At 58.7% G+C, this 22595-nt stretch carries 18 protein-coding genes; 16 read left to right on the top strand and 2 right to left on the bottom strand.

Features of this window, described 5'->3' with window-relative positions; translation table 11 throughout:
- Window positions 1-3: 3 nt before the first annotated feature.
- The 9 genes from JO965_RS42995 to JO965_RS42955 all read left to right on the top strand — a co-directional run bounded on the left by JO965_RS42995 (window position 4) and on the right by JO965_RS42955 (window position 9866).
- Complete coding sequence (locus JO965_RS42995; protein ID WP_203447703.1) at window positions 4-285, top strand: hypothetical protein; 282 nt, start codon at window positions 4-6, stop codon at window positions 283-285.
- A gap of 146 nt (window positions 286-431) precedes the next feature.
- Window positions 432-1019, top strand: coding sequence for a dTDP-4-dehydrorhamnose 3,5-epimerase (gene rfbC, locus JO965_RS42990; RefSeq protein WP_203447702.1), 588 nt, complete (start codon window positions 432-434; stop codon window positions 1017-1019).
- Between the two features lie 22 nt (window positions 1020-1041).
- Window positions 1042-2118 (top strand): dTDP-glucose 4,6-dehydratase, encoded by a 1077-nt coding sequence (gene rfbB / locus JO965_RS42985; protein WP_203447701.1) that lies wholly within the window; start codon window positions 1042-1044, stop codon window positions 2116-2118.
- Between the two features lie 47 nt (window positions 2119-2165).
- Window positions 2166-3047 carry a glucose-1-phosphate thymidylyltransferase RfbA gene (rfbA, locus tag JO965_RS42980; protein ID WP_203447700.1) on the top strand — a complete coding sequence of 294 codons (882 nt, stop codon included), beginning with the start codon at window positions 2166-2168 and terminating at the stop codon, window positions 3045-3047.
- A 339-nt stretch (window positions 3048-3386) separates the two neighbouring features.
- Window positions 3387-4502: a calcium-binding protein gene (locus tag JO965_RS42975; protein WP_203447699.1), complete on the top strand. Its 1116-nt coding sequence runs from the start codon at window positions 3387-3389 to the stop codon at window positions 4500-4502.
- Window positions 4502-6502 (top strand): hypothetical protein, encoded by a 2001-nt coding sequence (locus JO965_RS42970; protein ID WP_203447698.1) that lies wholly within the window; start codon window positions 4502-4504, stop codon window positions 6500-6502. Before JO965_RS42975 ends, JO965_RS42970 begins: the two co-directional genes overlap by 1 nt.
- A gap of 54 nt (window positions 6503-6556) precedes the next feature.
- Window positions 6557-8263, top strand: coding sequence for a type I secretion system permease/ATPase (locus JO965_RS42965; protein ID WP_203447697.1), 1707 nt, complete (start codon window positions 6557-6559; stop codon window positions 8261-8263).
- Window positions 8256-9581 (top strand): HlyD family type I secretion periplasmic adaptor subunit, encoded by a 1326-nt coding sequence (locus JO965_RS42960; protein WP_203447696.1) that lies wholly within the window; start codon window positions 8256-8258, stop codon window positions 9579-9581. The genes JO965_RS42965 and JO965_RS42960 overlap by 8 nt, the downstream gene beginning before the upstream one ends.
- A 9-nt stretch (window positions 9582-9590) precedes the next feature.
- On the top strand, window positions 9591-9866 hold the full coding sequence (locus JO965_RS42955; RefSeq protein WP_203447695.1) for a hypothetical protein: 276 nt from the start codon (window positions 9591-9593) through the stop codon (window positions 9864-9866).
- 38 nt (window positions 9867-9904) lie between these two features.
- On the opposite strand, the gene JO965_RS42950 is transcribed toward JO965_RS42955, so the two are convergent.
- Window positions 9905-11134 carry a glycosyltransferase gene (locus JO965_RS42950; protein WP_203447694.1) on the bottom strand — a complete coding sequence of 410 codons (1230 nt, stop codon included), beginning with the start codon at window positions 11132-11134 and terminating at the stop codon, window positions 9905-9907.
- Window positions 11135-11163: 29 nt separating this feature from the next.
- On the opposite strand from JO965_RS42950, the gene JO965_RS42945 reads away from it, so the two are divergent.
- The 7 genes from JO965_RS42945 to JO965_RS42915 all read left to right on the top strand — a co-directional run bounded on the left by JO965_RS42945 (window position 11164) and on the right by JO965_RS42915 (window position 21182).
- Window positions 11164-11742 (top strand): hypothetical protein, encoded by a 579-nt coding sequence (locus JO965_RS42945; RefSeq protein WP_203447693.1) that lies wholly within the window; start codon window positions 11164-11166, stop codon window positions 11740-11742.
- Between the two features lie 746 nt (window positions 11743-12488).
- Entirely contained in the window at window positions 12489-13889 is a 1401-nt protein-coding gene (gene rfbD, locus JO965_RS42940; RefSeq protein WP_203447692.1) for a dTDP-4-dehydrorhamnose reductase, read from the top strand.
- Window positions 13890-14154: 265 nt separating this feature from the next.
- Window positions 14155-14424 carry a hypothetical protein gene (locus JO965_RS42935; RefSeq protein WP_203447691.1) on the top strand — a complete coding sequence of 90 codons (270 nt, stop codon included), beginning with the start codon at window positions 14155-14157 and terminating at the stop codon, window positions 14422-14424.
- A 136-nt stretch (window positions 14425-14560) separates the two neighbouring features.
- Entirely contained in the window at window positions 14561-14821 is a 261-nt protein-coding gene (locus JO965_RS42930) for a PilZ domain-containing protein (RefSeq protein ID WP_203447690.1), read from the top strand.
- A 1079-nt stretch (window positions 14822-15900) separates the two neighbouring features.
- Window positions 15901-16662, top strand: a complete 762-nt coding sequence (locus JO965_RS49905) for a DUF1190 domain-containing protein (RefSeq protein ID WP_203447689.1) — start codon at window positions 15901-15903, stop codon at window positions 16660-16662.
- Between the two features lie 1151 nt (window positions 16663-17813).
- Window positions 17814-18488, top strand: a complete 675-nt coding sequence (locus JO965_RS42920; RefSeq protein WP_203447688.1) for a response regulator transcription factor — start codon at window positions 17814-17816, stop codon at window positions 18486-18488.
- Window positions 18489-18560: 72 nt separating this feature from the next.
- Window positions 18561-21182 carry an ATP-binding protein gene (locus tag JO965_RS42915; protein ID WP_246777330.1) on the top strand — a complete coding sequence of 874 codons (2622 nt, stop codon included), beginning with the start codon at window positions 18561-18563 and terminating at the stop codon, window positions 21180-21182.
- A 617-nt stretch (window positions 21183-21799) separates the two neighbouring features.
- Here JO965_RS42915 and JO965_RS42910 read toward each other — a convergent pair.
- Window positions 21800-22204, bottom strand: coding sequence for a PilZ domain-containing protein (locus JO965_RS42910; protein WP_203447686.1), 405 nt, complete (start codon window positions 22202-22204; stop codon window positions 21800-21802).
- Window positions 22205-22595: the final 391 nt, after the last annotated feature.

Raw genomic sequence — 22595 nt, 5'->3', positions numbered from 1 at the left:
CTTATGGTCCAAGACGTCCGCTTTAGAGGCGCTCCGAAGAACGTCGCTGACGCGCCTGAAATCCTTGATCCGCAGAATGCCCCGATCGTGTTCGTCGATACAGTTCTGGCCGTGTCGCCCGGTCCGGTCTCGAATCTCGTGCTCGGCACCTGGCATCAAGAGCCCTTGCCAGGCGGTGGCGTGGAAACCCAGCATGTGATTGCAGCCCGGCTGCGGTTTGATGTTCGCTTTGCGCGGCAGCTGCGGGATACGCTGGACGCGATGATCGAGGCCGCGAAGCAGTAAGACCCGCAGGGGAGCGACGGACTAGGCTCAGCCCGCCAAAATCCGGAAAGGGTGGCGCCCTCGCGGCTCTGCCCTCGCATCAGGATGCGTGCGCGGAAGCGCTTCAATCTCAATGAGACGATGCATATTTTTTACTGAGTTCGCCAATGTCTAATTTGACGGTTCGCCTGACGGATATTCCTGACGTGATCTGTTTTGTCCCGCGGCGCTTCGGCGACGCACGGGGCTGGTTCTCCGAGACCTACAGCACGCGCGCCTTCTCGGACCTGCTCGGTGGGACGGTGTTTGTGCAGGACAATCAGGCCTTCTCCGCCCAGAGAGGCACCCTGCGCGGCCTGCACTTTCAGCGCCCGCCAGAGCCTCAGGCGAAGCTGATCAGGGTTCTGCGCGGCAGCATCTTCGATGTCGCCGTCGACCTGCGCGTCGGCTCCCCCACCTACGGTCACTGGGTTGGCGAGACCCTCACCGCTGAGGGCGGCGAGCAGCTCTTCCTGCCGCGCGGCTTCGCCCATGGCTACTGCACCCTGGAGCCGGACACGGAGGTTGCCTACAAGGCCGACGGCTTCTACGCACCGGAGTGTGATGCGGGGCTGGCCTGGAACGATCCGATGATCGGGATCACCTGGCCGATTGCGCCAGAGGAGGCGATCCTCTCCGACAAGGACAAGACGCTGCCGGGCTTCGCCGACTTCATCTCACCCTTCCGCTACCAGACGGCCCAGGCGCCGGTGTAATCAATCCTCCAAGGATTTCCCAATGTCTCTCCCCTCAATCTCCAAGCGCATCCTGGTCACAGGCGGCGCCGGCTTCATCGGCTCGGCCGTCGCCCGTCATCTGATCAATGAGACAGAGCATCAGGTGCTCGTCCTCGACAAGCTGACTTACGCAGGCAACCTCGACTCGCTCCAGCCAGTTGCCAACAATCCCCGCTACAGCTTTGTCCAAGCCGATATCCTCGATGCGCCCAAGATGCGGGAGGTCTTCGCCTCCTTCCGGCCCGACATCGTCATGCATCTGGCGGCCGAGAGCCATGTCGATCGCTCCATCGACGGCCCGGGCGAGTTCATCCAGACCAATGTGGTCGGCACCTACACCCTGCTGCAGGCGGCCCTGGCCCATTGGCAGAGCCTGTCGGGTGCGGAGAAGGAGGCCTTCCGTTTCCACCACATCTCCACCGACGAGGTGTTCGGCTCCCTGGGGGCTGAAGGCTACTTCACGGAAGCCACCGCTTACGATCCGCGCTCACCGTATTCCGCTTCCAAGGCAGCCTCCGATCACTTGGTGCGGGCCTGGCATCATACCTTCGGTCTGCCGACGGTGGTGAGCAACTGCTCGAACAACTACGGACCCTACCACTTCCCAGAAAAGCTGATCCCGCTGATCATCCTCAACGCGCTCGAGGGCAAGTCCCTGCCGGTCTATGGCGACGGCTCGAATGTGCGTGATTGGCTCTATGTGGAGGATCATGCCCGGGCGCTCGCCCTGATCGCCCTCGAAGGCGAGGTTGGCGAAAGCTACAATGTGGGCGGCCACAACGAGAAGACCAACCTGGAGGTGGTTCAGGCGATCTGCACGATCCTCGACGAGATCACGCCGGATGAGCGGATCGGCCCGCGCCGGAACCTGATCACCTTCGTGCGCGACCGGCCCGGGCACGACCAGCGCTATGCCATCGATCCGACCAAGATCGGCCGGGAGCTCGGCTGGGTGCCGCAGGAGACCTTCGAGACGGGTCTCGCCAAGACCGTGCGCTGGTATCTGGAGAACCGTCCCTGGTGGGAGCGCATCCGCTCCGGCGTGTACCGCGGCGAGCGCCTGGGCGCGGCCGCGTGAGCGACTGTGGCCAGCACTTCAGAAAGGACAGACGACAGGAGAGGGGCATGAACCGAAAAGGCATTATTCTCGCAGGCGGCTCCGGCACGCGCCTGCATCCGCTGACGCTGTCGACCTCGAAGCAGCTGTTGGCGATCTACGACAAGCCGATGATCTATTACCCGCTGACCTCGCTGATGCTGGCGGGGATCAAGGACATTCTGATCATCACGACGCCTGAAGACCAAGCGTCGTTCAAGAAGCTTCTGGGCACCGGCCGCCAGTGGGGTGTTCGCCTCGAATATGCGGTGCAGCCGAGCCCGGACGGTCTGGCACAGGCCTTCATCATCGGCGAAGACTTCGTGCGCGGCCATCCGTCGTGCCTGGTTCTCGGCGACAACCTCATCTACGGCCATGGCCTGACGGAGGTCCTGCAGCAGGCCGACCAACGGCGGGAAGGTGCCACCGTCTTCGGGTACCGCGTCGAGGATCCGGAGCGCTATGGCATCGTCGCCTTCGACCAGGACGGCCGGGCCACCTCCATCGAGGAGAAGCCAGCGGTCCCGCAATCGCACTGGGCAGTGATCGGACTGTACTTCTACGACGAGCAGGCGGTCGAGATCGCCAAGAGCATCAAGCCCTCACCCCGTGGCGAGCTGGAAATCACCGATCTCAACAATGTCTATCTCAAGCAGGGTAACCTCTATGTCGAGCGCCTCGGCCGTGGTTACACGTGGCTTGATGCTGGGACCCACGAGTCGCTCCTTGAGGCGGGAGAGTTCGTACGCGTGCTGCAGTCCCGTCAGGGCCAGTTGATTGCCTCGCCCGAGGAGATTGCCTACCGGCAGGGCTGGATCGACCGCTGGAGCTTCGAGGAGGTGGCGACCAAGTTGTCCAAGACGAAGCATGGGCGGATGCTGCTGGCGCAACTTCAGTCGCACGAACTCTGACAGGGACGCCTCATGACGGCGACCAGGCCATCATCGCGGCACCTGCACATCCGATGGCCTGGCCGCTGGCTCTGCGCCGTCGGCTGATTGACCTCAGTTGGCGGGAGCGCTGCGGCTGGACCCGGAGCGAAGGGGGATCTGTGCTTGGGGATAGAACCTCCGGACCAGAAATAATTAACCCGTCGGAGGAAAATAAATCTGACTTGTGATGAATCTGTTACAGACTCTGTTTACCTTACGAGATATAGCGAAAGGTACCTTACGAGGTATTAGGCTAATCTTTGGGGAAGCGACCAGAACGGGCGAGAACCGCTCACTTTGGGGGTATTGATGGCAAGTATGGGAAGCGTGTGGGACGGCAACGTCTCGCCGGATGCGTATAGTTATTTTCTAAAAGCTATTCCGCGCAATCTCCGCGACGACACGGTGCGAGAGCGGGATTTCAGTGACCCGTCCAAGTCGATCGTCAAGGGAACCAGTGCGTCCGACTACGTGATTCTCGGCAGCGGCGACAAGCTCGCGCAGCTGAAGGGCGCGCCTAAGGGCTTTGATACGGTCCAAACCGGCAGCTCGATCAACATCAGCGGCACGGGCTTCCGTGGCGTGGTGCTGACCGGCGAGTCCAATGCCAAGGTCACGGGCAGCACCTTGGGCGACGTGATTGCCGGCAATGATGGCAACAACGCCATCAAAGCGGGTCGCGGCAATGACGTTGCGGCGGGCGGCGAAGGACGGGACTCGATCTTCGGCGAGGATGGGCGCGACAGCCTGTTTGGCGATGCGGGCAACGACTCCCTGTATGGTGGCGATGACGCCGATCTGCTGAAGGGCGGCACGGGCAACGACCTGCTGAAGGGTGATGCGGGCCGTGACACCATCTACGGCGGCGATGACGCCGACCGGCTGTATGGCGGCAAGGACAACGATCGCCTCTACGGCGATGCCGGCAGCGACCGTCTCTACGGCGAGGACGGCAATGACAGCCTCTGGGGTGGTGATGATGCTGATCGGCTGTATGGCGGCAGCGGCAATGATCGTCTCTTTGGTGACGCCGGCAATGATCGTCTTTACGGCGACAGCGGCAATGACTCCCTGAGCGGCATGGTCGGCGACGACCAGCTCTTCGGTGGTTCCGGTAACGATACGCTGCTGGGTGGCGACGGCGACGATACGCTGTTTGGCGGCGCCGGGTCCGATCGTCTTCTGGGCGGCGCGGGTCGTGACACCTTCGAGATCGACAACGGTGCGAAGAACGACATCGACACGATTGCCGACTTCAAGGTCGGCGAGGACGTGATCGACCTGTCCGGCACGGCCGCGACCAAGCTCAGCAGCCTTTCGTTCAAGGGCGACGGCAATGGTAACACGATCGTCACCGTGAAGAGCGACGGCACCAAGTTCAAGCTGGTGGGTTACGATCCGAATGACATTGACGGTTCCTTCTTCCACTTCTGATGTCAGTCATTCCTAACGACAAGGGGGAGCTTCCGGTCTCGCAAGAGCCGGGAGCTCTTCCGCTTTTTGTGATCCCGTGGTCGGGCAGTGCGGCCTTCGCGTGGTGTTCTCAGCTCGAGAACGCCGCGATCGCTGATGTTCGGGTGGCTGGCGTCGCCGCGACTGTCCTTGAGCGCAAGAAACTGCTCCGGCCCGGGCAGCACCTCGAAGTTCTGCTGCTCGATAGCGTCAACCTGCGTGACGGCGCCGAATGCGAGTTGCACGTGACCTCCAAAGACGGGGAGGGTGCCGTCGTCAGGGCCGTGGCACGGCTTGCCCGCTGGGATAACCCTGAGACCCGGCGCGCCCTCGGCCTGGTGGCCAATCGGTTCACTCAAGCCAACGGACCCGCCCCCGTCCTGGAGCGCTATCTCGCCTTTATCAGTGCCTGGCAGGCACCGGGCTCCCTCGTCAAAGCCTTCCCCGAGGGCAGCATCCTTGATGTTCACGCGGAGCACGACGGAGGCCAGGTGAGTGCCTACGCCGTGACGGCGCATGGGTTGCAGCGTGTGGCGGGGCAGGTGCTGCATCATGGCGACGGCCGACTGGTTCTTTGGCTCGACGGGGAAGCTGAATCGCTTCTTTATCTGGAGCTCGCCGACACCCTGGTTCGGCTTCACCTCAACGAGCGATCGCCCCGGCATGCCCTCTCGCTGGTCGATACGGGAGCCAATGGGATCAACCTGGTCGAGGCCCTGCATGCGGGCATAGAACAACCCTCGCCGGAGCTGCGGGCGTGGGCCGCCAGCCTGTGCCGCCAAAACGTTGTTAGGCCCTCGGAAGCCGCCGGAGTTGAAGTAATTCGCGCCGTCCGCTTGCCATCACGCGAAGTCGCCATCTTCCTGCGCATCACCGACGCCATCGTCGGTGCAAGGGATCTGCGCCTCGAAGCATTCGGAGCGAAGGAGCCGCTGGCCATCACCATCGTGGCGCGCGAGGTGGATGGCGAGGGCCCGCAGTGGCAGCAGCAGGTCATCGTTAAAGCGCCCGCACCAGAGGCGGACCTGGGCTGCGTGAAACTGTCACGGAGTTATGCGGGACAGTCACATGCGGCCTGGATCCGTGAGGTCGATGCCGCCGATCCCCGGAATGCGGCATTGGCCCGTGACTTTGCCCCCATGGCATGGGTGGATCCTGCGACGCTCCCGACAATCCTTCATCCCCTCGCGACCGCCGGTGGTCATGCGGCGCCTGGCCTCCTGCAGCGTCTGGACCTGGGTTCTGAACCCGAACAGGTCAGTGCCGACATCGTTGTGTTCGTCCAGCAGGATTTGGAGGCTCTGCACCGCACCGTCCTGGCGCTGTCACTCACATTGCATGACAGACCGTTTGCCATCCACCTTTGCCTCTTCGATCCACGTCTGTGGCCAGCCCTCGAGGCCAAGGCGCAAGTGTGGAGCCGCAGCTATGGGTTGCCTCTACGACTGTCCTGCTACAGCACCCGAACCACAGAGGCTCACGTGGCGCAGCAGGCGATGGCGGGCACGCGGCCTCAGGTGTTCTGTCGTGCAGGCGTTGTGCTTCGTCGCGGTGATGGACTCGTGCGGCTCCTCTCGATGCTGCACGGCAAGGCGGCGACCCTGCTCGTGGAGGGCACGGCTGATCCCGCAATGCCGCGGCACGACGTCTCAACGGTGCCCCAACTCGCCGATGTGGTGCAGGCCGATTGGCCGGCGCGCATTGTCCTTGCGGCTCTGTCGTCAGACGATCGGCTGAAGGCTGACGGCATGCCGCAATTCTATACTCTGGAAGGGTTTCTCCTGGCCCAGGCTATGGCCAGCCAAAGCAGTGAGGTCGTTTTGCAGGACGCACACGACGGTGATGTCGTGTCGAGCGGAACGTCGGATCGTCCTGATGACTTTGAGACAAAGCTTGATCGGCTCAGCTTGCAAATGGTGAGAAGATCATCTTCTGCTGCGCAACGTCGGCCCCGTAAGGCCACCGGACGCGGGACGGGCTGAGGCAAGGCACACTTAATCAGTTTTGTTTAAACATCCATTATGAGCACTCATCGCATGCACTCCCATCAGGATCATGATGTTGCCGCGGCGCTCAAAGCGTGCCGGCAGCATTTCCTGTTCGCGCTTTGCTTCGAATCCTGCGTCAACGTTCTTCTGTTGGCCTACCCGATCTTCATGTTCCAAGTGTACGATCGGGTGATCGCCGCCAAGAGTTGGGAGACGCTCGTCGCGCTCCTGATCGGGTTCACGATCGCCATCGCGGCCAAGGGTATTTTCCAGTGGGTGCGCGGCACGCTTCTGATTCGGGCCTCCGCCCGGATTGAGCGCCGGCTGGCGGACCGGGTGTTCAAGGTCGTGGTCCGGAAATCCGCCAGCGGCACGGGCCCGGCGAATGCGCAACTCCTGCGTGATCTGGACAGCTTTCGTCAATTTGTGACCGGCAAGGGTGCGATGGCCGCGCTCGACATGCCGTGGGGTTTTCTCTTCCTCGGCATCCTCTTTCTGCTCGATCCGGCAATCGGGATCACGGCCGGGATCTGCATTGCGGTTTCAGCGGGCGCGACCGTTGCCAATGCCATCCTCACCAAGCGCGCCTTGATCAAAGCGAACGTGGTCGGCAATGCCTCGCAGCAATTCAGCGAAGCCGCCACCCGCTCAGCTGAGGCCGTGGTCGGCCTTGGCATGCTGAATGCCGTGATTGGCCGCTGGCGCAACGAGCGCAACAAGGCCATCCAAGAGCAGCTGATTGCCAGCGGTCGGGGTGTCGTGTTCTCCTCCTTCCTCGGATCTGCGCGCATTTTCATGCAGGGCGGCCTTATGGCGGTCGGCGTCATCCAGGTCATCAACGGCGAGATTCCCTTCGGAATCGTGTTCGCGTCGATCTTCGTCTTCGGGTTCGCCATGAAGCCGGTGGACCAGTTGATTTCGGCCTGGGAGGATTATCATCCGGTCAAGGACGCGATGCGGCGGATCGATACAGTCCTCAAGCAGTCGCCTGAGCCGACAACCACCCTGCATCTGCCGCGTCCAGCCGGCACCATCACGTGCCAGGACGTCACGTTCGTGCCGCCGGGTTCGGACCGGGCCGTGCTGAAGCGGATCAGCTTCGGGGTGCGGGCCGGTGAAAGCCTGGGTCTCGTCGGGTTGAACGGATCGGGCAAGACGACGCTGGCCCGGATCTTGACGGGCAGCCTGCGGCCGACCGGGGGGGCTGTCCGCATCGACGGCGCGGAACTCGACCAATGGAGCAACCACGAGTTCGGGCGCTTCGTCGGTTACCTGCCGCAGAGCATCAGCCTTCTGCCTGGGACTGTCGCCGAAAACATCGGTCGCTTCGGCATGTACTCCGATGACGAGATCATCGACGCGGCCAAGCGCGCGCGGGTGCATGATGTGATTCTGCGCCTGCCGAAGGGCTACGAGACCTCCCTGGACGACAGCTCTGTTCTGTCGGGAGGCCAGCGCCAGCTGATTGCCCTTGCCCGCGCCATCATCGGCAATCCGGCCCTCGTGGTGCTCGACGAACCCAACTCCAATCTCGACGGCCCCGGCGAAGAGGCGCTGATTGCCTGTATGCACGAGCTGAAGGAGCGGGGCACCACCGTGATCCTGATCACGCACCGCCCCAATCTGGTGATGCATCTCGACCATGCCGCTGTGCTGAAGGAAGGAACGCTGGTCAGCTTCGGATCCACGACGGATGTGTTCAAGCAGCTCGGCCGGCCAACGATTGTTAAGAAGGTGGGACAGGCCCGTGACTGATCAGGTTTTGCGCAACGCGCTCCCGATTTTACCTCTCAAGGATTCGGCATCCGGACCCGTGCTGTTCGGCGGCGTGGCGGCTCTCGCCCTGGTGGCGGGGATCGCTCTTTGGTCATCAACCATGTCGGTGGCGAGTGCGGCCATTGCGTCGGGAAAAGTGGCGGTCGAGGGCAACCGCAAGGCGATCCAACATCCGACCGGCGGGGAAATCGGCGTCGTCTTCGTGCGCGAGGGACAGCTGGTCGAGAAGGGGCAGAAGCTCCTGCAGCTCGAACTCGCCGACGCGAAGGCCGAGGCAACCGTCTTAAGCAGCAGTCGCGCCGCAGCCCTGCTGCGGACAGCACGCCTGCAGGCCGAGCGCGCCGATGCGGCTGAGTTGGCATTTCCCGCGTCGTTGCACGACCAGAAAAGCGACCCCCAGGTTCAGATGCTGTTTCAGCAGGAGGCTGCACTCCTGGCAGCGCGCCGGGCCGCCTATCTGGGGCAGATCAGCCTCCTGACGCAGCAGGTCGAGGGCAGTCGCCGCCAGATCACCGCCTTGCGCGGACGGGCCAGCGCCTCGCAAGTTCAGCTCAAGAGCATCGAGGATGAACTGACCTCGCTGCAGCCGCTTGTCGAGAAGGGCCTCATCGCTCGTCCGAGGGTGTTGACCCTGGAGCGATCGGCCGCGGGCCTGAGGGGCGATCTTTCGTCGATCTCCGGTTCGATCACGGCGGAAGAAGACAAGATCCGCGCAGCTGAGATCCAGATGCAGCAACTGAACAAGGATCGGCTGGAGACCATCGCGCGGGACAGCGCCGACAATGACGCCCGCCTGGCCGAAATCGAGCCACGCCTGCAATCGGCGCAGTGGCGGCTGAGCCAAGCCGTGCTGGTGGCGCCGGAGAGCGGCTATGTGTATGGTCTGTCCGTCTTCGGACCGGGGGCGACGCTGGTGCCTGGACAGACGGCACTCGAAATCGTGCCCAAGGACGATCCTCTGGTCCTGGCGGTCGAAATCAGCCCCACGGATGTCAATCGCGTCCACCCGGGGCAGAGCGCCAGCATCCATCTCTTGCCTTACCGCCAGCGTTATCATAAGGCGATTCCCGGCACGCTGGAGAAAGTATCCGCCGATCGCTTCGACGATAAGATCACCAACCACACCTACTACAAGGGTGTCGTCAGAGTTGATCCGAAGGACATCGAGGAGGCTCAGGTCGAGTTGACGCCCGGCATGCCGGCACAGGTCTCGATTGAGACAGGCAAGCGCACGATCCTGGCCTATTTCCTGGATCCGGTGCTCCAGATTTATGATTTCGCTCTCAAGGAACAGTAGGAGACAGCAATGGCAACGGGGCGTATGGGACAAGCGGCCGATCAGTCGCGTGGTGAAGCGAGCGGCCGCCCGGTGAATTTGCAGGGGGATAGCCCGGAGGTCGTGGCCTTCGCGCTCCTGCGTTACCTTGCACAGCTCGAACAGGCGCAGGCGCGCGAGACAGGCGTTGTCTTTGACCGCGAGTGGCTTTTGGACGCCTATGCCGATTGCTTGGATGCCGTCAAAGGCAATCGCGCTCCGTCCGAAGGCGGTGAAGCGCCCGCCGCAGGCGCCAAGACTCGGTAAGACTGGAAGAAGGCACCACCTTGGTGGTGCCTTTTGCATCATAGCGCGAGCGCCTCATTCATCAGGCGCTCGTAGGCTGGCCAGCAGACTGTCTTGAAGTCATAGCGCTCAAGCACCGTCTGACGTGCATTCTCTGACAGCTGCTGGCGTAGGTCGCGGTCGCTCGCCACGGAGGCAATGCGTTCGGCCAGCGCCTGCGCATCAAAAAAGTCTGCCAGAACGCCGTTATATCCATCCTGAATCACTTCCACGACCGGACCTGTGCTCGATCCAACAATGGCGCAGCCGCTGGCCATGGCGTCCAGCAGGGACCAGGACAGAATAAACGGGTAGGTCAGATAGACGTGGACCGTCGACAGACGAAACAGATTGATCAGTCCGTCATAGGGTAGCGTTCCAAGAAAATGGACACGCTCCCAGTCAACCTGTGACTCGATCTCCTCCACCATCACCTGCTTCCAGGTCCGGCCTTGGCTGGGATTGCGCCCATAGCTTGTCGGCTCCTTTCCCACGATCGCCACGTGTGCCTCGGGCAGCAGTGCCTGAAGGTGGGGAAGAGCGCGCATGAACGAATGAAAGCCGCGGTACGGTTCCAGAGAGCGGACAGAATAGGTGATCAGGGTCTGCCCAGGCTGGATCGTGCCACGCGAAACCGCCAACGGACGAGCTGGTCCCGGTTTGGCCACGTCTGTATCGATCCCTTCATGAATGACGTTGATCCGCTCTGACAGGGGAGGCGGAAACGACCCGGCTTGCCACCGGGTCGGTGACACGAGAGCATCAGACAATGCGGCTGCCTGCAGGGTGGGCAGATTGCGCAGCGAGACATACTGCATATCCACCGATGGCGACTGAAACTCGCGATCGAAATCCAGATCACTGCCTTGGCTGCGGTAGTAATATTCGAGATAGGAGATCAGCTTCGTCTCCGGGAAGACTTCTTTGACAAACAGCGCCTCACCCCATCCAGGATGGGCAAAGCACACATCCGGCGTGAAGCCGCGCCGCTTCAGGTCCTGTAACCGCCCGCGAACCATATCACCCCGGCGGACCTGTTCCGAAAAGAAGGTGAGGGGAGGGAAGAGATCAGACGAGTGATCAGGGCCTGACTGATAGCCCTCGTAGCTCACGGGGCCAAAATTGACGCCGAACGGGGACTTCTGACCAAGCGCAACGGCCTTGAATCCGTCGCGGCTGCCGAGTTCACGCGAGAGAAGCTTGTACTGACCCGGAAAGTTCTGGTGCAGAAAAAGAATGTTGCACGTCATAGACGTCCCTTGAGAAGTATGATGTCGCGTTGAACATCGTTCGTGCCGTGATGGCGGCGCAGCTCAACGCGTTCTGTCACTCCCTTGGAGATCCCAATGGTTCTGCTCCACAAAAGATCGGGAGTGGCCACTTCATCGCAGATGGAAAGCGGTCCCTCTGCCCTGTGTTGGCTCGAGTTCTTTACAGCTTCACGCGGAAACGTCCAGTCGCGTCTGCGGCTCCGCCTTCCGCCAAGGCACCGTCGAACCTATGGGGCCAGATCGCTCGGGTGGGCAATAATGAGGTTCCGTCCGCCGGGTGTGAGGACTGGGATTTAGGAGCAAAGTCCTGGGGCTGCGCGTCGGCTATTCGGCTTAAATGGTCGCCAACCAATAACCTTTCCGGCAATAATCTCGCCCGTTGCCTGGTTTCGCCATACCCCATCGGTACGGAGGCAGGGAAACGGGATCAGGTAGGTGCCGACATGATCCTCGCACAATACCTGCACCGGATCATCGGGGGCCGGATCGCCATTCGTGATGAAGTCATTGAGACGATTCTTTCGTGTCACCATTGTCCCACCCTTGTGAGCACCATCTCATCGGCTGCACATAGCGCCGCTGAATGAGCATGTTGATTAGCGCCCACGCAACTGCGGAGCATACCACCGCGAGCCGCGCGCTCTGCGCCTCCGGACCGACGGTAGCTCTTCCCCGTCATGACACGTTCAGGCTGATCGTGCTCCGCCACTCAAGTTTGTTGTGCGGCCGGACCCGCGTGCGCACCAAGCGGTGTCTTAATCAATAAAACCGTCATGCAGGTATTGGGCATTGCCGTAGGGCTAACGGTGTGCGTTCTATTGCGAGCACTGAGCGGTTCTCGCCGCATAGGATGACACCCGCGCCGTTAGCAATCGCCTTTTCCCTCGGCGCGCTGATCGGTCAGGCAACAGGCGAAGTGACTTGACGAGCCACAGCAGCCCCATATCGCAGAATGAATCTACTCTTAAGTGGTAGGGACTTCTTTCCAAGTTGGATTCATGTCTCCTTCGACGTACGCCTGAGCTATCGGCTTGTGAATCACCTGCTTCGTAAGTGGCATGTGTTCGAAAGCCGTGACGGCGTTTCTTTGTCAAGGTGATCAGCACGACGATTCGGGTTCGATAACAAGCCACGACGAAACATTGATCAGCGCCAAAAAAGAAATAACCGATACTAATCGAAGCGGGCTTAATGGCATGGCAACCCATCTTCTCGAAGCAACTGGTATCAACAGCGCGGTCCCGCAGGTTACAAGCCATTTTATCCGCGACAGCATTCGGCGCGGCGCCACCTCGCCGAACAGCTCCCGTGGCATGCACTAGGAATCCGCCACATGATCCTGGTATTCGGCGTTGGTGGGCAACTCGGGCGGGAGCTGGAGACCCTCGCAAGCTTCTATGGCTGGGCTTTGACCGGCCGCACGCGAGCCCAGGCTGACATTTCCAATTGGGAGCAGGTCCAGAAGGCGCTCGCCGAGGTTCGTCCGCGGGTCGTCATCAATGCCGCCGCTTATACAGATGTCGACCGGGCTGAGGTGGAGATGTGGCAGGCAATCCGGGTCAATGCCACCGGACCCGAGGTGCTGGCACGCGCGTGTGCTGACGCGGCCATTCCTTTGATTCATGTTTCTGCTCATCATGTCTTCAACGGATCCAAGGACAGCGTGTATACCGAGGCTGATCCTGTCTCTCCGATTAACCTGTATGGCCGCAGCAAGGTGGCTGGCGAGGCAGCAATCCGCGAGGCATTGCCGCAGCACGTGATTGTCCGCACCTCCTGGGTCTATGGCATCCACGGGGCGAACTTTCTGAAGACGGTTCTTCGGCTTGCCGGCGAACGTGGTACGTTGAAAGTGGTCGACGACCAGTGGGGATGCCCAACCTCCGCCAGAGAGCTCGCGATGGCACTGCTCGCCATCGTGCAACGGCTGGAGGAAGGCGGTACACCTTACGGCACCTACCATTTCGCGGGGCAGGGCATCACCACGCGGTACCGCTTTGCGCAGCACATCAGTGCGGCGCAGGCCACGTTTTCGGGGAAGCATTCGCCGGTACTGCCCGTCCCAACCGAAGCCCACCCGACAAAGACACGCCGCCCACTCAATGCTGCATTGGACTCAAGTTTGTTTGCCGAGACATTCGGCTACACGGCCCGACCCTGGGAGGTAGCGGTTCGCGAGGTGGTCGAGGAACTGTGCTCACATCCGGCGCAGGCCGGAATTGCACCGAATCCATCGCACGGCAACGAGTCCCACAGATTCCAAACCCGGGCGGCCGGAAATCCGCTGTGGGGCAAGTTGCCCTCCGCCGGTGCATGCAGCGGTGACGCAACGGGTTTTCGACCATCTCCGGCTGATCGGTCGGCGAAAACCGGTGAAGGATATCCGCACCCATCCGTCTGGCACAAGGTCCCTTGTGAGGGGGTGCCTGATCTTAACCAATCAACAGTCGGTGAAACGATGCCAGACACGAGAAGCACTCAAGGGGCCGAGAGAGCAAACCTTCGCCGTCTGAGACGATTACGCGTTTGGCAGAATGCCAAAATCATCTTCCAGGACCAAATGATTCACTGCATGGTGCGGGACCTTTCCGCTGAGGGTGCCGGGATCGTGGTCAAGAAGGGCGGGGCATTGCCCAAAGACTTCGATCTGTACGTCGCAGCTCCTAGTCTTCAGGTGTATCCCGCACGGCTGTGCTGGCAAAACGGCGATCTCGCAGGAGTGTCCTTCGGTTGATCGCAAATGCATGTCCCTTTGTCGCTGCAGGGGAATGCCCTTACGAAATCAATCAGGTAAGGACGATGCCCACCTCATATCTGTGAGATCTTGGACAGCCCGTGTCATGTGGCTTGCTTTAGCATCCTCCGCGCACTAGCAAGGCAGCTTGCTGAATTATACGCCAAATCATGCGAATTCGTCAGTAATGTCGTCTTGCCGACAGATACAGCGCACCAATTCAGACACGGTGCGATGAAAACCATCGCGTTTGTCGGGGCAAATCATGGCTTCTCATGGGATGGGCAGCACCGCGTGTTCGGTGCCAAACAAGGGCGGCGGAGCAGGCGCCGAACCACATCCTCTCGCCAAATCTCCTGAAGCAATCCTGAAAGAAATCGATTCTCAATATAAGCGGGCACGTGACACTCTCGGCAGAACTTTGCCGGTGACGGAGGTAAAAAAGCGCGTTCTGACGATGCTGGCGGATCGGCATCTGCAATACCGGGACAACTACGTCCGAGAACTGGCAGCTTTGGCTGGCGGGGAGCAATGACAGCCGCAACCTATTTGGGTGTTACGCCTGGGGCAGGGTCCTGTGCCAGATCTGGCAACGGGTTCTATTGCAGGAGCATGCTGCGCACCAGCCCTATCTGGTAAAACGGGTTTTCCTCAAACGGAGGCCTGTGCGCATGAAGCACGGTTTGCCTGAGCGCCGATCAAGTAAACGCTTTCCCACTCAGCTTGACGGCCTGATCGTGGGTGACCAGGGACAACGTCCGATCGCGTGTCTCGTGTCGGATCTCTCCGAGGTCGGGGTGCGCCTCGTGGTCTCTGCACCGGCCGATGTTCCGTTGGAATTCGAGTTGCAGATTCCGGCGCAAGGCGCTTCTGCCAGCGTTCGGTTGGTCTGGACCGACGGGGTGCATTATGGGGCGACGTTCACGGATTAGCGAAAATGTGCTGAAAGCCCTCTTCTTTCAGGGAGCCCCCGGTTGGAGCCGTCGCGGCAGGAGAGCAAGACCACGCGACTGGCAAGAGGTCGAACGCTGAGCGCATGACTTCCACCGAATGGCAGAACAAAAAAACGGTCAATTGCTGCGCTATGCGAAAGGAGTCGCTTGAATAAGACAGCTGCAATCCCGCGACCTCAGGCTATAAACTGAAGCATCTCGAATCGCTAGATAATAAAGCGTTGCAATAATGTGTATGAACATTCTCAGGGCCGGCACACTCGCAACTGCGACTCAGCAGCAGCTGTGATTATAGAGTCGAAATAATCCATTCCGGCATAGCAACGTCTGACGGGTAACCTCCTCTTAACCGTAAAAGAGAATTTCTAACCTAAGTGTCGATTGCTATCTTAATATTGCCTCCAAGCAGTGCCTTGAGGAGGTCCATGATGGACCAAGAGCGCTGCAGCACATAATTGGCTAAGGGGCTCATGATGAGCGACTACAGCGGACACGAGGAACCTTTCCCCGATTGGGACTGGTTCGCTTTCCTAATTGGGGCAATTGCAATCAGCGGCATCAGCACCTGTCTAATCCTGATTTACGCTTAGAATGCGAGCTTTGTTCACGCCCTGACGTGAACATCAACGTTCGTTGTATTTCAGGGCTTGATCCTGCCTTGCCTCAGGCCTGTGCTGGGTCCGACATTCGGCCTGGGCAGACACGGATCATAGGGCGAGACGAACTGGGCGCGGATCGCTTCGCCGCCTTTAGGAGGAGTCGGCAAGGATTGCTCCTATCCTGAAGTTAGCCTCACATCGGACAGGATGAGCATAGGCCTGCCCGGGAACTTGTGTCTCATGTGCGCCGATCTGGTGCAGGGTTGTCGCCGGAGATGACCTTGACACCTGTCGGATGACTGTTTCACTGCTTATAGAGGATCGACAACGGGATAGAGGAGAGCGGGAGTGAAAGGTTGTACGGGGGAGGCCCGATGGCCTACCCTTCAACTTGACCTTGCCAAGCTGTCTTACGTACAGAGGCGACGCGATTCTATCCTCTTTCCAAGGAGGCTGGTGATGCAATGCAGCCCGGCCACCGCCCTTCGAGCGGTGGTCTTACTCTCCGGCCTTTTGCTCCCCGCGCTCCCTCTCCAAGCAGAAACGCGCAATGCTCTTTATGTTACGAGCCGTAACTGCCAAACCGATGGGCTCTTGTCCACCGAACAGTGCCGTAACGCTTTTGCAAATGCCGAGGCTGAGTATTACGACCGTGTTCCGGTGTTCGATCGCAAGGAAGAGTGCGAGAGGCAGTTCCGTCGCTGCGCCATCAGCTTTGCCGAGTCTCCAGATCCAAATGCTCTTCGTTTTGTCCCTGCCATGAAAGGCGTGCAGGTCACTGTGAACTCGGAGCGCGTACGAACGGTCGTTCCTGTGCTCGATGACGGTCACTCAGCGATCAGCTTCAATCCGCGAACCGTTTTGGAACGACAGGACTTCCGCTCGTCAAAACCGCAACAGGCACAAGTAGAGCGAGTGGAGCCGCAGAGTCAGTCAGACGCTTCGACATGGGTGCTACGGGGCAGGGTTGATGCTCCTGTTCTGAAGGAACCTGAGGTACCGCTTCCATCATTGATTCCTTCGCTCATCACATGGTGTAGCCAGTATTGTGAGGCATTCTCGGGACGTGGTAATCGGACCTCTCACCTGAGCCCAGTTGGCACCGAGTTATTTGTGCCTATGCTGGATGCTGGTGCACGACCGTACGAACTAATCGAGACGCGTCACTTCAAGCGGCTGCCGACCCCAGCCCCGAAAAATCTGCCCCACTTCATACGCTAGAGAAGGACCAGAGGGTTGATGCTCTCATGCTTTCGGGCAGTAGTTTTCACGCGACCTTAGCACCTTTCAAGAGCCTGAGGTTCTTCTCAGGATAGTCGACCGCAAACCAGAATGAGCCAAATGACATTGATACCTCTTTCGGAGTCAGAGATACCTCTTTCGATAAATTGTGCCTACAAGTTCAGTCATGCCAAATCATTCGTGAGGCGTTCGGCGAATCACTTGGAAAATCAATGCAGTCGGACGCACCGTGAACTTCTACGGTTCTAATTTTTTGGGGGCAAAAATGAGCAATAAGATCGAGTTAGTCGCTCGCGCGTTTTATGACGCTGAGCATGAAGGATGCTCGTGGGATTGCGAGTCGGATTTCGTCAAAGAGATGTTTCGTGGGTGTGCGCAACATGCGATCGAGCTTGTAGAGAGCAGGGCAGAGCAGAACCCGCAATCAATGACTGTCAGGGAAGGCGTAGAGGCAGCGTAGACAATGTTGCTACGCAATGTCCGCTGGGCAATGAACATGGCGGCCCAAAATCTCAAGCCGCCTGGTGCCAGCCTGGTTCGAGATGCAGGTTAATTGAGACTTCAACCTTGCTCTATGCTGTTCTTGACCGCACTTCAGGATAGTTGGCTTCAGGCAAGTGATACGGGTCGGAACCGCAAGTGCAAAGTACTTCACCTCTGCCGTTTATTGGCTCAGAGGCTTTGAATGCGTTGCACTTGACTCAGATGGCCAGACGGCGCTGTCGATCACGTGAATTTGCGCTCCCCACATTGAGCATAGTTCAGGGTGCGCGGCAGCCGGCCGGTGGTGAATTCCGCGAAAGCGACCGAATAGGTTCGCAGGAGCTACGTTGACAATTGCGGCCGAGAAAAAATCCATCATACCGCTGCTGCGAGGCAATATTCGCGACTTGCCTCGCAGGTTTCGAATCAAGTTGAGAGTCGAGGAATAGGTAGTTTTAATCATATCCAAGTTTAAGGTATCATGTTGATTTTAATCCAACTTCCAAGCAACGTTGGTGTATAGTCCGATAGTGAGCATGTAAATTGCGCACATGCGCATTGGCGGCTAGTTGGAGCAACTCGTCGTTTTGGCGTTGACTACAGATTCGAAATAGAAGACTGAGCTGACGGGACTTGGGGAAAGATTCATGAGAGCATTAAGTCGTATTGGTTTGATAGCCGATGACGACGCGTACTTTCGAGTGGCTATGGGGGCGATCCTCAGTCGACATTTCGGATTTACGGAAGTTATCGAGGCAGCATCCCTAGACGAAGCACTTGAGTGCCTAGGTGCCAAGCCTGACATTTCGACGGCTCTTTTCGATCTCTCAATGCCTGGGATGAGAACGCCATCAAATTTGAGAGCGGTTCGTGAATGTGTTCCTAATGCGCGTGTCGCAGTTATCTCAGCCTCGAGTGCTCGGCGAGATATTCTGCTGGCTCTCGAGGCAGGCGCGCATGGTTATATGCATAAAAGCTTGAGCATCACCGAATTGACAGTGGCATTGAAAACAGTCCTTGAGGGCGGCATCTACGTGCCTGCCTCCTTGGCAGACATCTCTTCAGCACCGCTCCGGTCGATTGTCGACGAGCAAATTGAAGGTATTCCTTCCAAGCCCCTAGATCTGACCGGTCCATTGACGCCGCGGCAGCAGGATGTGCTCGAGCTCTTGATTCAGGGCAAGACGAACAAAGAAATTGCTCTGGCTCTGCAGCTGGGCGAGGGTACGGTCAAGATTCACATGGCGGCTATCTTCCGGTACTTCGGTGTGAATAACCGAGCCGCGGCCGCCGTGGCTGGCGCGTCCCAATCCAAGCCGTAAACGGTCTTCATAAGCGGTGAATACGTTGCGGAAGCCACGCGGCGGTTATGCCGCTGATTGGAGATAAGAGTGATGCGCAGAAGGGCACCGCGTTGGCAGTTCTCTCGCAACAGCCTTCTTTGGCGCTTCCTTGTGATCGGAATCGTTGCCTTGGCGCCTGTCAGTGCCGCACTTGTGCAGGTTGCCGGCGATGAACGCAAGCGGGTCATGAACGTCCTCCGCGAGCGGTTGGAGTTTGTAGCGTTCCATGTCGTCGAAGGCCAGAACCACGTCGTTGAAGAGGCACGAACTGCCCTGCATTATTTGAGCACTGCCGAAGAAGTTCGATCCGGTTCGCCTCTCTGTGGAGCATTCCTCCTGCGTTTTATGGAGACGCATCACTGGTTGAAGGCGCTGCATCTGTCAAAGATGGATGGCAGCGAGATATGTAGCGCCCCTCTGGGATTAGAGGCTTCTGCTAGCATTGACCGAAAGGTATTCAGCAAAGCTGTAGAGGAAAAGACCTTCGCCTTAAGTGGGATTTCAGCCACACCACAGAGCGGCAAACTCGCCAGAACGGCCGCGGCCCCGGTGTTCGAAGGCCAGAAGGCGGTCGGCATACTGTCAGCCGTCATAAACGCGGAGATTTTCGCCGATACCTCTCCACCTCATGTGGAATCCGATCTCGACGTCAGCATGTTTGTAGTGAACCGAAAGGGTTTCCTTGTCGCTCATCATCCTCCCATTGCTGGCCTTGTCGGCACCCAAGTTCAGGACAGACTTGTTATTCAGCAAGCTCTTGAGGGGGCACAGGAGAGTGAAGAGATTGCTGATCTTTCTGGTACATCACGTTTCTTTGTGTTTCGGGCTCTGCCTGGAACCGACGCGATACTGGCAGTTGGTCTCAACCGTGATTCCGTCATAAGCCCCATTAATGATGCTCTGCGTTATCGGCTTGTTCTGATCTCCCTTATCGTCGGTGGCTCAATATTGTTAGGCGCGTTGGGACTTGAATGGCTTATACTTCGACCGCTGCGCAATCTTGTTGAAATTGCTGAAGCCTTGGAGCATGGCGACTTCAGCATCCGCTCGCCTTATAAAGGATTTGGCGAGATCCGGATTCTTGAGCGTGCTTTTAACCGCATGGCGCGGGCCGTTGCTGACCGCGAGCATAAGCTATTGAGAGCCAAGGATGTCGCTGAGGAGGCCTTAGGTACAGCGAACGTCGCCAGCAGGGCAAAAACGGACTTCCTGGCCTCCATGAGCCATGAGATTCGCACGCCCTTGAATGGAATCATCGGCTATACGGGATGTTTGCTCGACGAGAGACTAGATCCAAAGCAGCGGCGGTATGTGGAGTTGATTGAAGTGTCTGCCTCTGCACTATTGACCGTAGCCAACGATATCCTCGATTTCTCGAGCATTGAGGCTGATCAGATCACGCTGCAACGCGAGCCCTTTTCACTCATATCGCTGGTCGACAACACCGTCTCTGTCATAAAAAGCGGCACAAGCAGGAAGGGTGTCCCAATTCGGGTCGAACTGGATTCGTGCCTTCCAACATTGGTACTGGGCGATGAGGCTCGTCTGCGGCAAGTCTTGCTCAACCTCTTGAATAACGCTGTCAAGTTTACACGCGAGGGACATATCACTGCTATTATACAGTATAAGGGACATACAGAAGCGGGGGAATGCATTCGAATTTCGATTGTCGACACAGGCATTGGGATTGCGCCTGAGCAGCATAGTCGGCTGTTCAAGCGCTTTTCCCAAGGAGATGCTTCCATACGGCGCGAGTTCGGGGGAACAGGCTTGGGCCTTGCCATCTCCAAGCGCCTTATCGAGCTCATGGGTGGAGAGATCGGAGTGGAAAGCGTGCAGGGCAAGGGGTCGACCTTCTGGATCGAGCTTGCGCTGCCAGCGGTAGACGAAATGCCCCGTCAGCAGCTTGAAGTTGAAATTCTGGTTGATACGACGCCAGCTCGCATCCTTGTCGTCGAGGACGTCGATATCAACAAAGAACTGATCGAGATTCTGCTCAAAGCAGCGGGCCACATCGTCGACACAGTTTCGAATGGCGAAGAGGCCATCGCGGCGATCCAAGCAGTGTCCTATGATCTGGTGCTCATGGACATTCAGATGCCCATCATGGACGGTGTGACAGCGACAAAGACTATTCGCGGACTTAACCATGCTGCCAGTAAAACATTTATCGTTGCCATGACGGCCAATGTCCTTCCCCAGCAAGTAAGAGTCTTCTTAGACGCCGGGATGAATGACCACATAGGCAAACCGATATGCCGAGATAGCCTTTTAGCCAAACTTGCTCAGTGGATACCCGCGACGAGCGCATACGATTGCGATCATACTGCTAGCGGATCCTCCTTCAGTGAGAAGAGCCTCTATGAGTTCAGACAGGTAATCGGCACCGCACAAGTTGATCAATGGATCGCGCGGTTCAATACCCAGCTGAAGGAAAGCTTCGCCTCCGAAGGGGCAGTAACTATGGATCGCCAGCAGATTGCCAGCATTGCTCATGCCCTCATTCCCCAGGCCGCACTGATGGGATTCTCAGACTTTGCGAAACTCTGTACTGAGCTAGAGCAGGCATGTCGGAGCGGAGCGGAGTTTTCGAAGCTGCACGAAAGATTGCGAGCATCGGCTCGCGACGTATGCAGCCATATTGAAGGTCTCGACATAATCACACCCGCCTAAAGCAGATTTCGAGCTGATGTGAATCCAAAGCAGCGGGCTGTGCGTTGATCGGCATATGGCACGCGAGGCGAGCCATGCTCCAGCCTTATTCTGCCGATTTGCGCGAGCGCGTTCTAGTCGCGCACCAGACGACGAGGGGGAGCGCGGCCTCCTCGGGACAAGCCGCGCTCACCTACCAGGGCTGCCACCGTGGAGACCGTCGGCCTGCGGAGACAGGCTCAAATCGAGCGGGCCTCGTCGTACGGCATTACCGAGGAGGCCGTAACAGTGGCCTATGAGCAAGCAGGGGACGAGCGTACCGAGGCTGACGAACGGTGGCTTGCCCCGAGGCCTGCCTTGGCCGATGAAAGAGCTGATGCGCAGGGGCATATTTCGGCAATCGGCTGAGCGGATGCCCGGATCTGCCGCGCAATCACAATCATGCGTCGTGCGGCGTGGCGTGCCACGCTGCAATCTTCTCTGCCACTGCCTCTCTCCGCCTGATCAACTCCGCCAATAGTGCCATCGGGATTGGGACGCAGCTCCGCTGCTTTTGATCCGATACATGGGCTTGCGGATTGCCTCCCATGAATTGCTGGGAGGGCGCGGAAAACAGATTGATGTGATGAACGGTTCGATCAAACAGTGGTGCGATAGAGCTTGAGCTGCTTCCGTGCCGGGGCTGCAGCAAAATGGGCTGGCATTGCAGCCTGTTCGAGGCAAACCTCAAACGGGGACAATTGAGGCGCATGCACGGCAGGTGCTGTACTGTCCTCTTCGAAGCCGAAGGCTACGCCTGCAAAACCACCGTCGCGCCAACACACCCGCACCCGGCGGGCCTGCAGGTCGTGAGCTGCGATGAACAGCTCGAAGGTTTCGGGCAGATCCATGTCCGGCTTCACCGCAATCCTCGCCCCGCCTGTCGAGATGTCCTTGACCGTGCAGGAAATCATTGCCTCGGGTCCCAAGACGATCTTTGCCGGATGGTGTGTCGAAAAGCGCCTGGCTTGCCGGCGATTGTCGGTGGCGATGCTGAGAGCCATGGAGCCGACCTTGGGTCAGGGAGTCAGTTAAGCTTAACATTAAGCATTTGTTAACCGCCGTCTCAAGTCTCTCCAAAGAGGAATTCACATAAAAGATGAGGCGTATCTGACGGCCGGTGTGACTTCGGCAGATTACCCGAATGCCCAAGACCAGAAGATCCCCGGTGGGCAGCTCTGATGTGATACATGCAAGGATTCAGATGAGGGGATAAGAGAAAATCAGAGATATTCTAAAAGATGAGCTACCGCAGTGAGATCAGGATGAAATTAGTCACTTTCGACGAGCTTCAAAGCAATTCCACTGGGCTTACTCATATATTTGTGCAGGCAGCGATTGCTGATGAGACTTCTTAAAAAGGCTTGGGGTTAGAGTGAAGCCAGCGATAATCTT

Origin of the sequence: Microvirga sp. VF16 (assembly GCF_016864375.1) — a bacterium.
GTDB lineage: Bacteria > Pseudomonadota > Alphaproteobacteria > Rhizobiales > Beijerinckiaceae > Microvirga.
The sequence above is the reverse complement of the archived record's forward strand: the minus strand, read 5'-3'. Positions and strand labels throughout refer to the sequence as shown.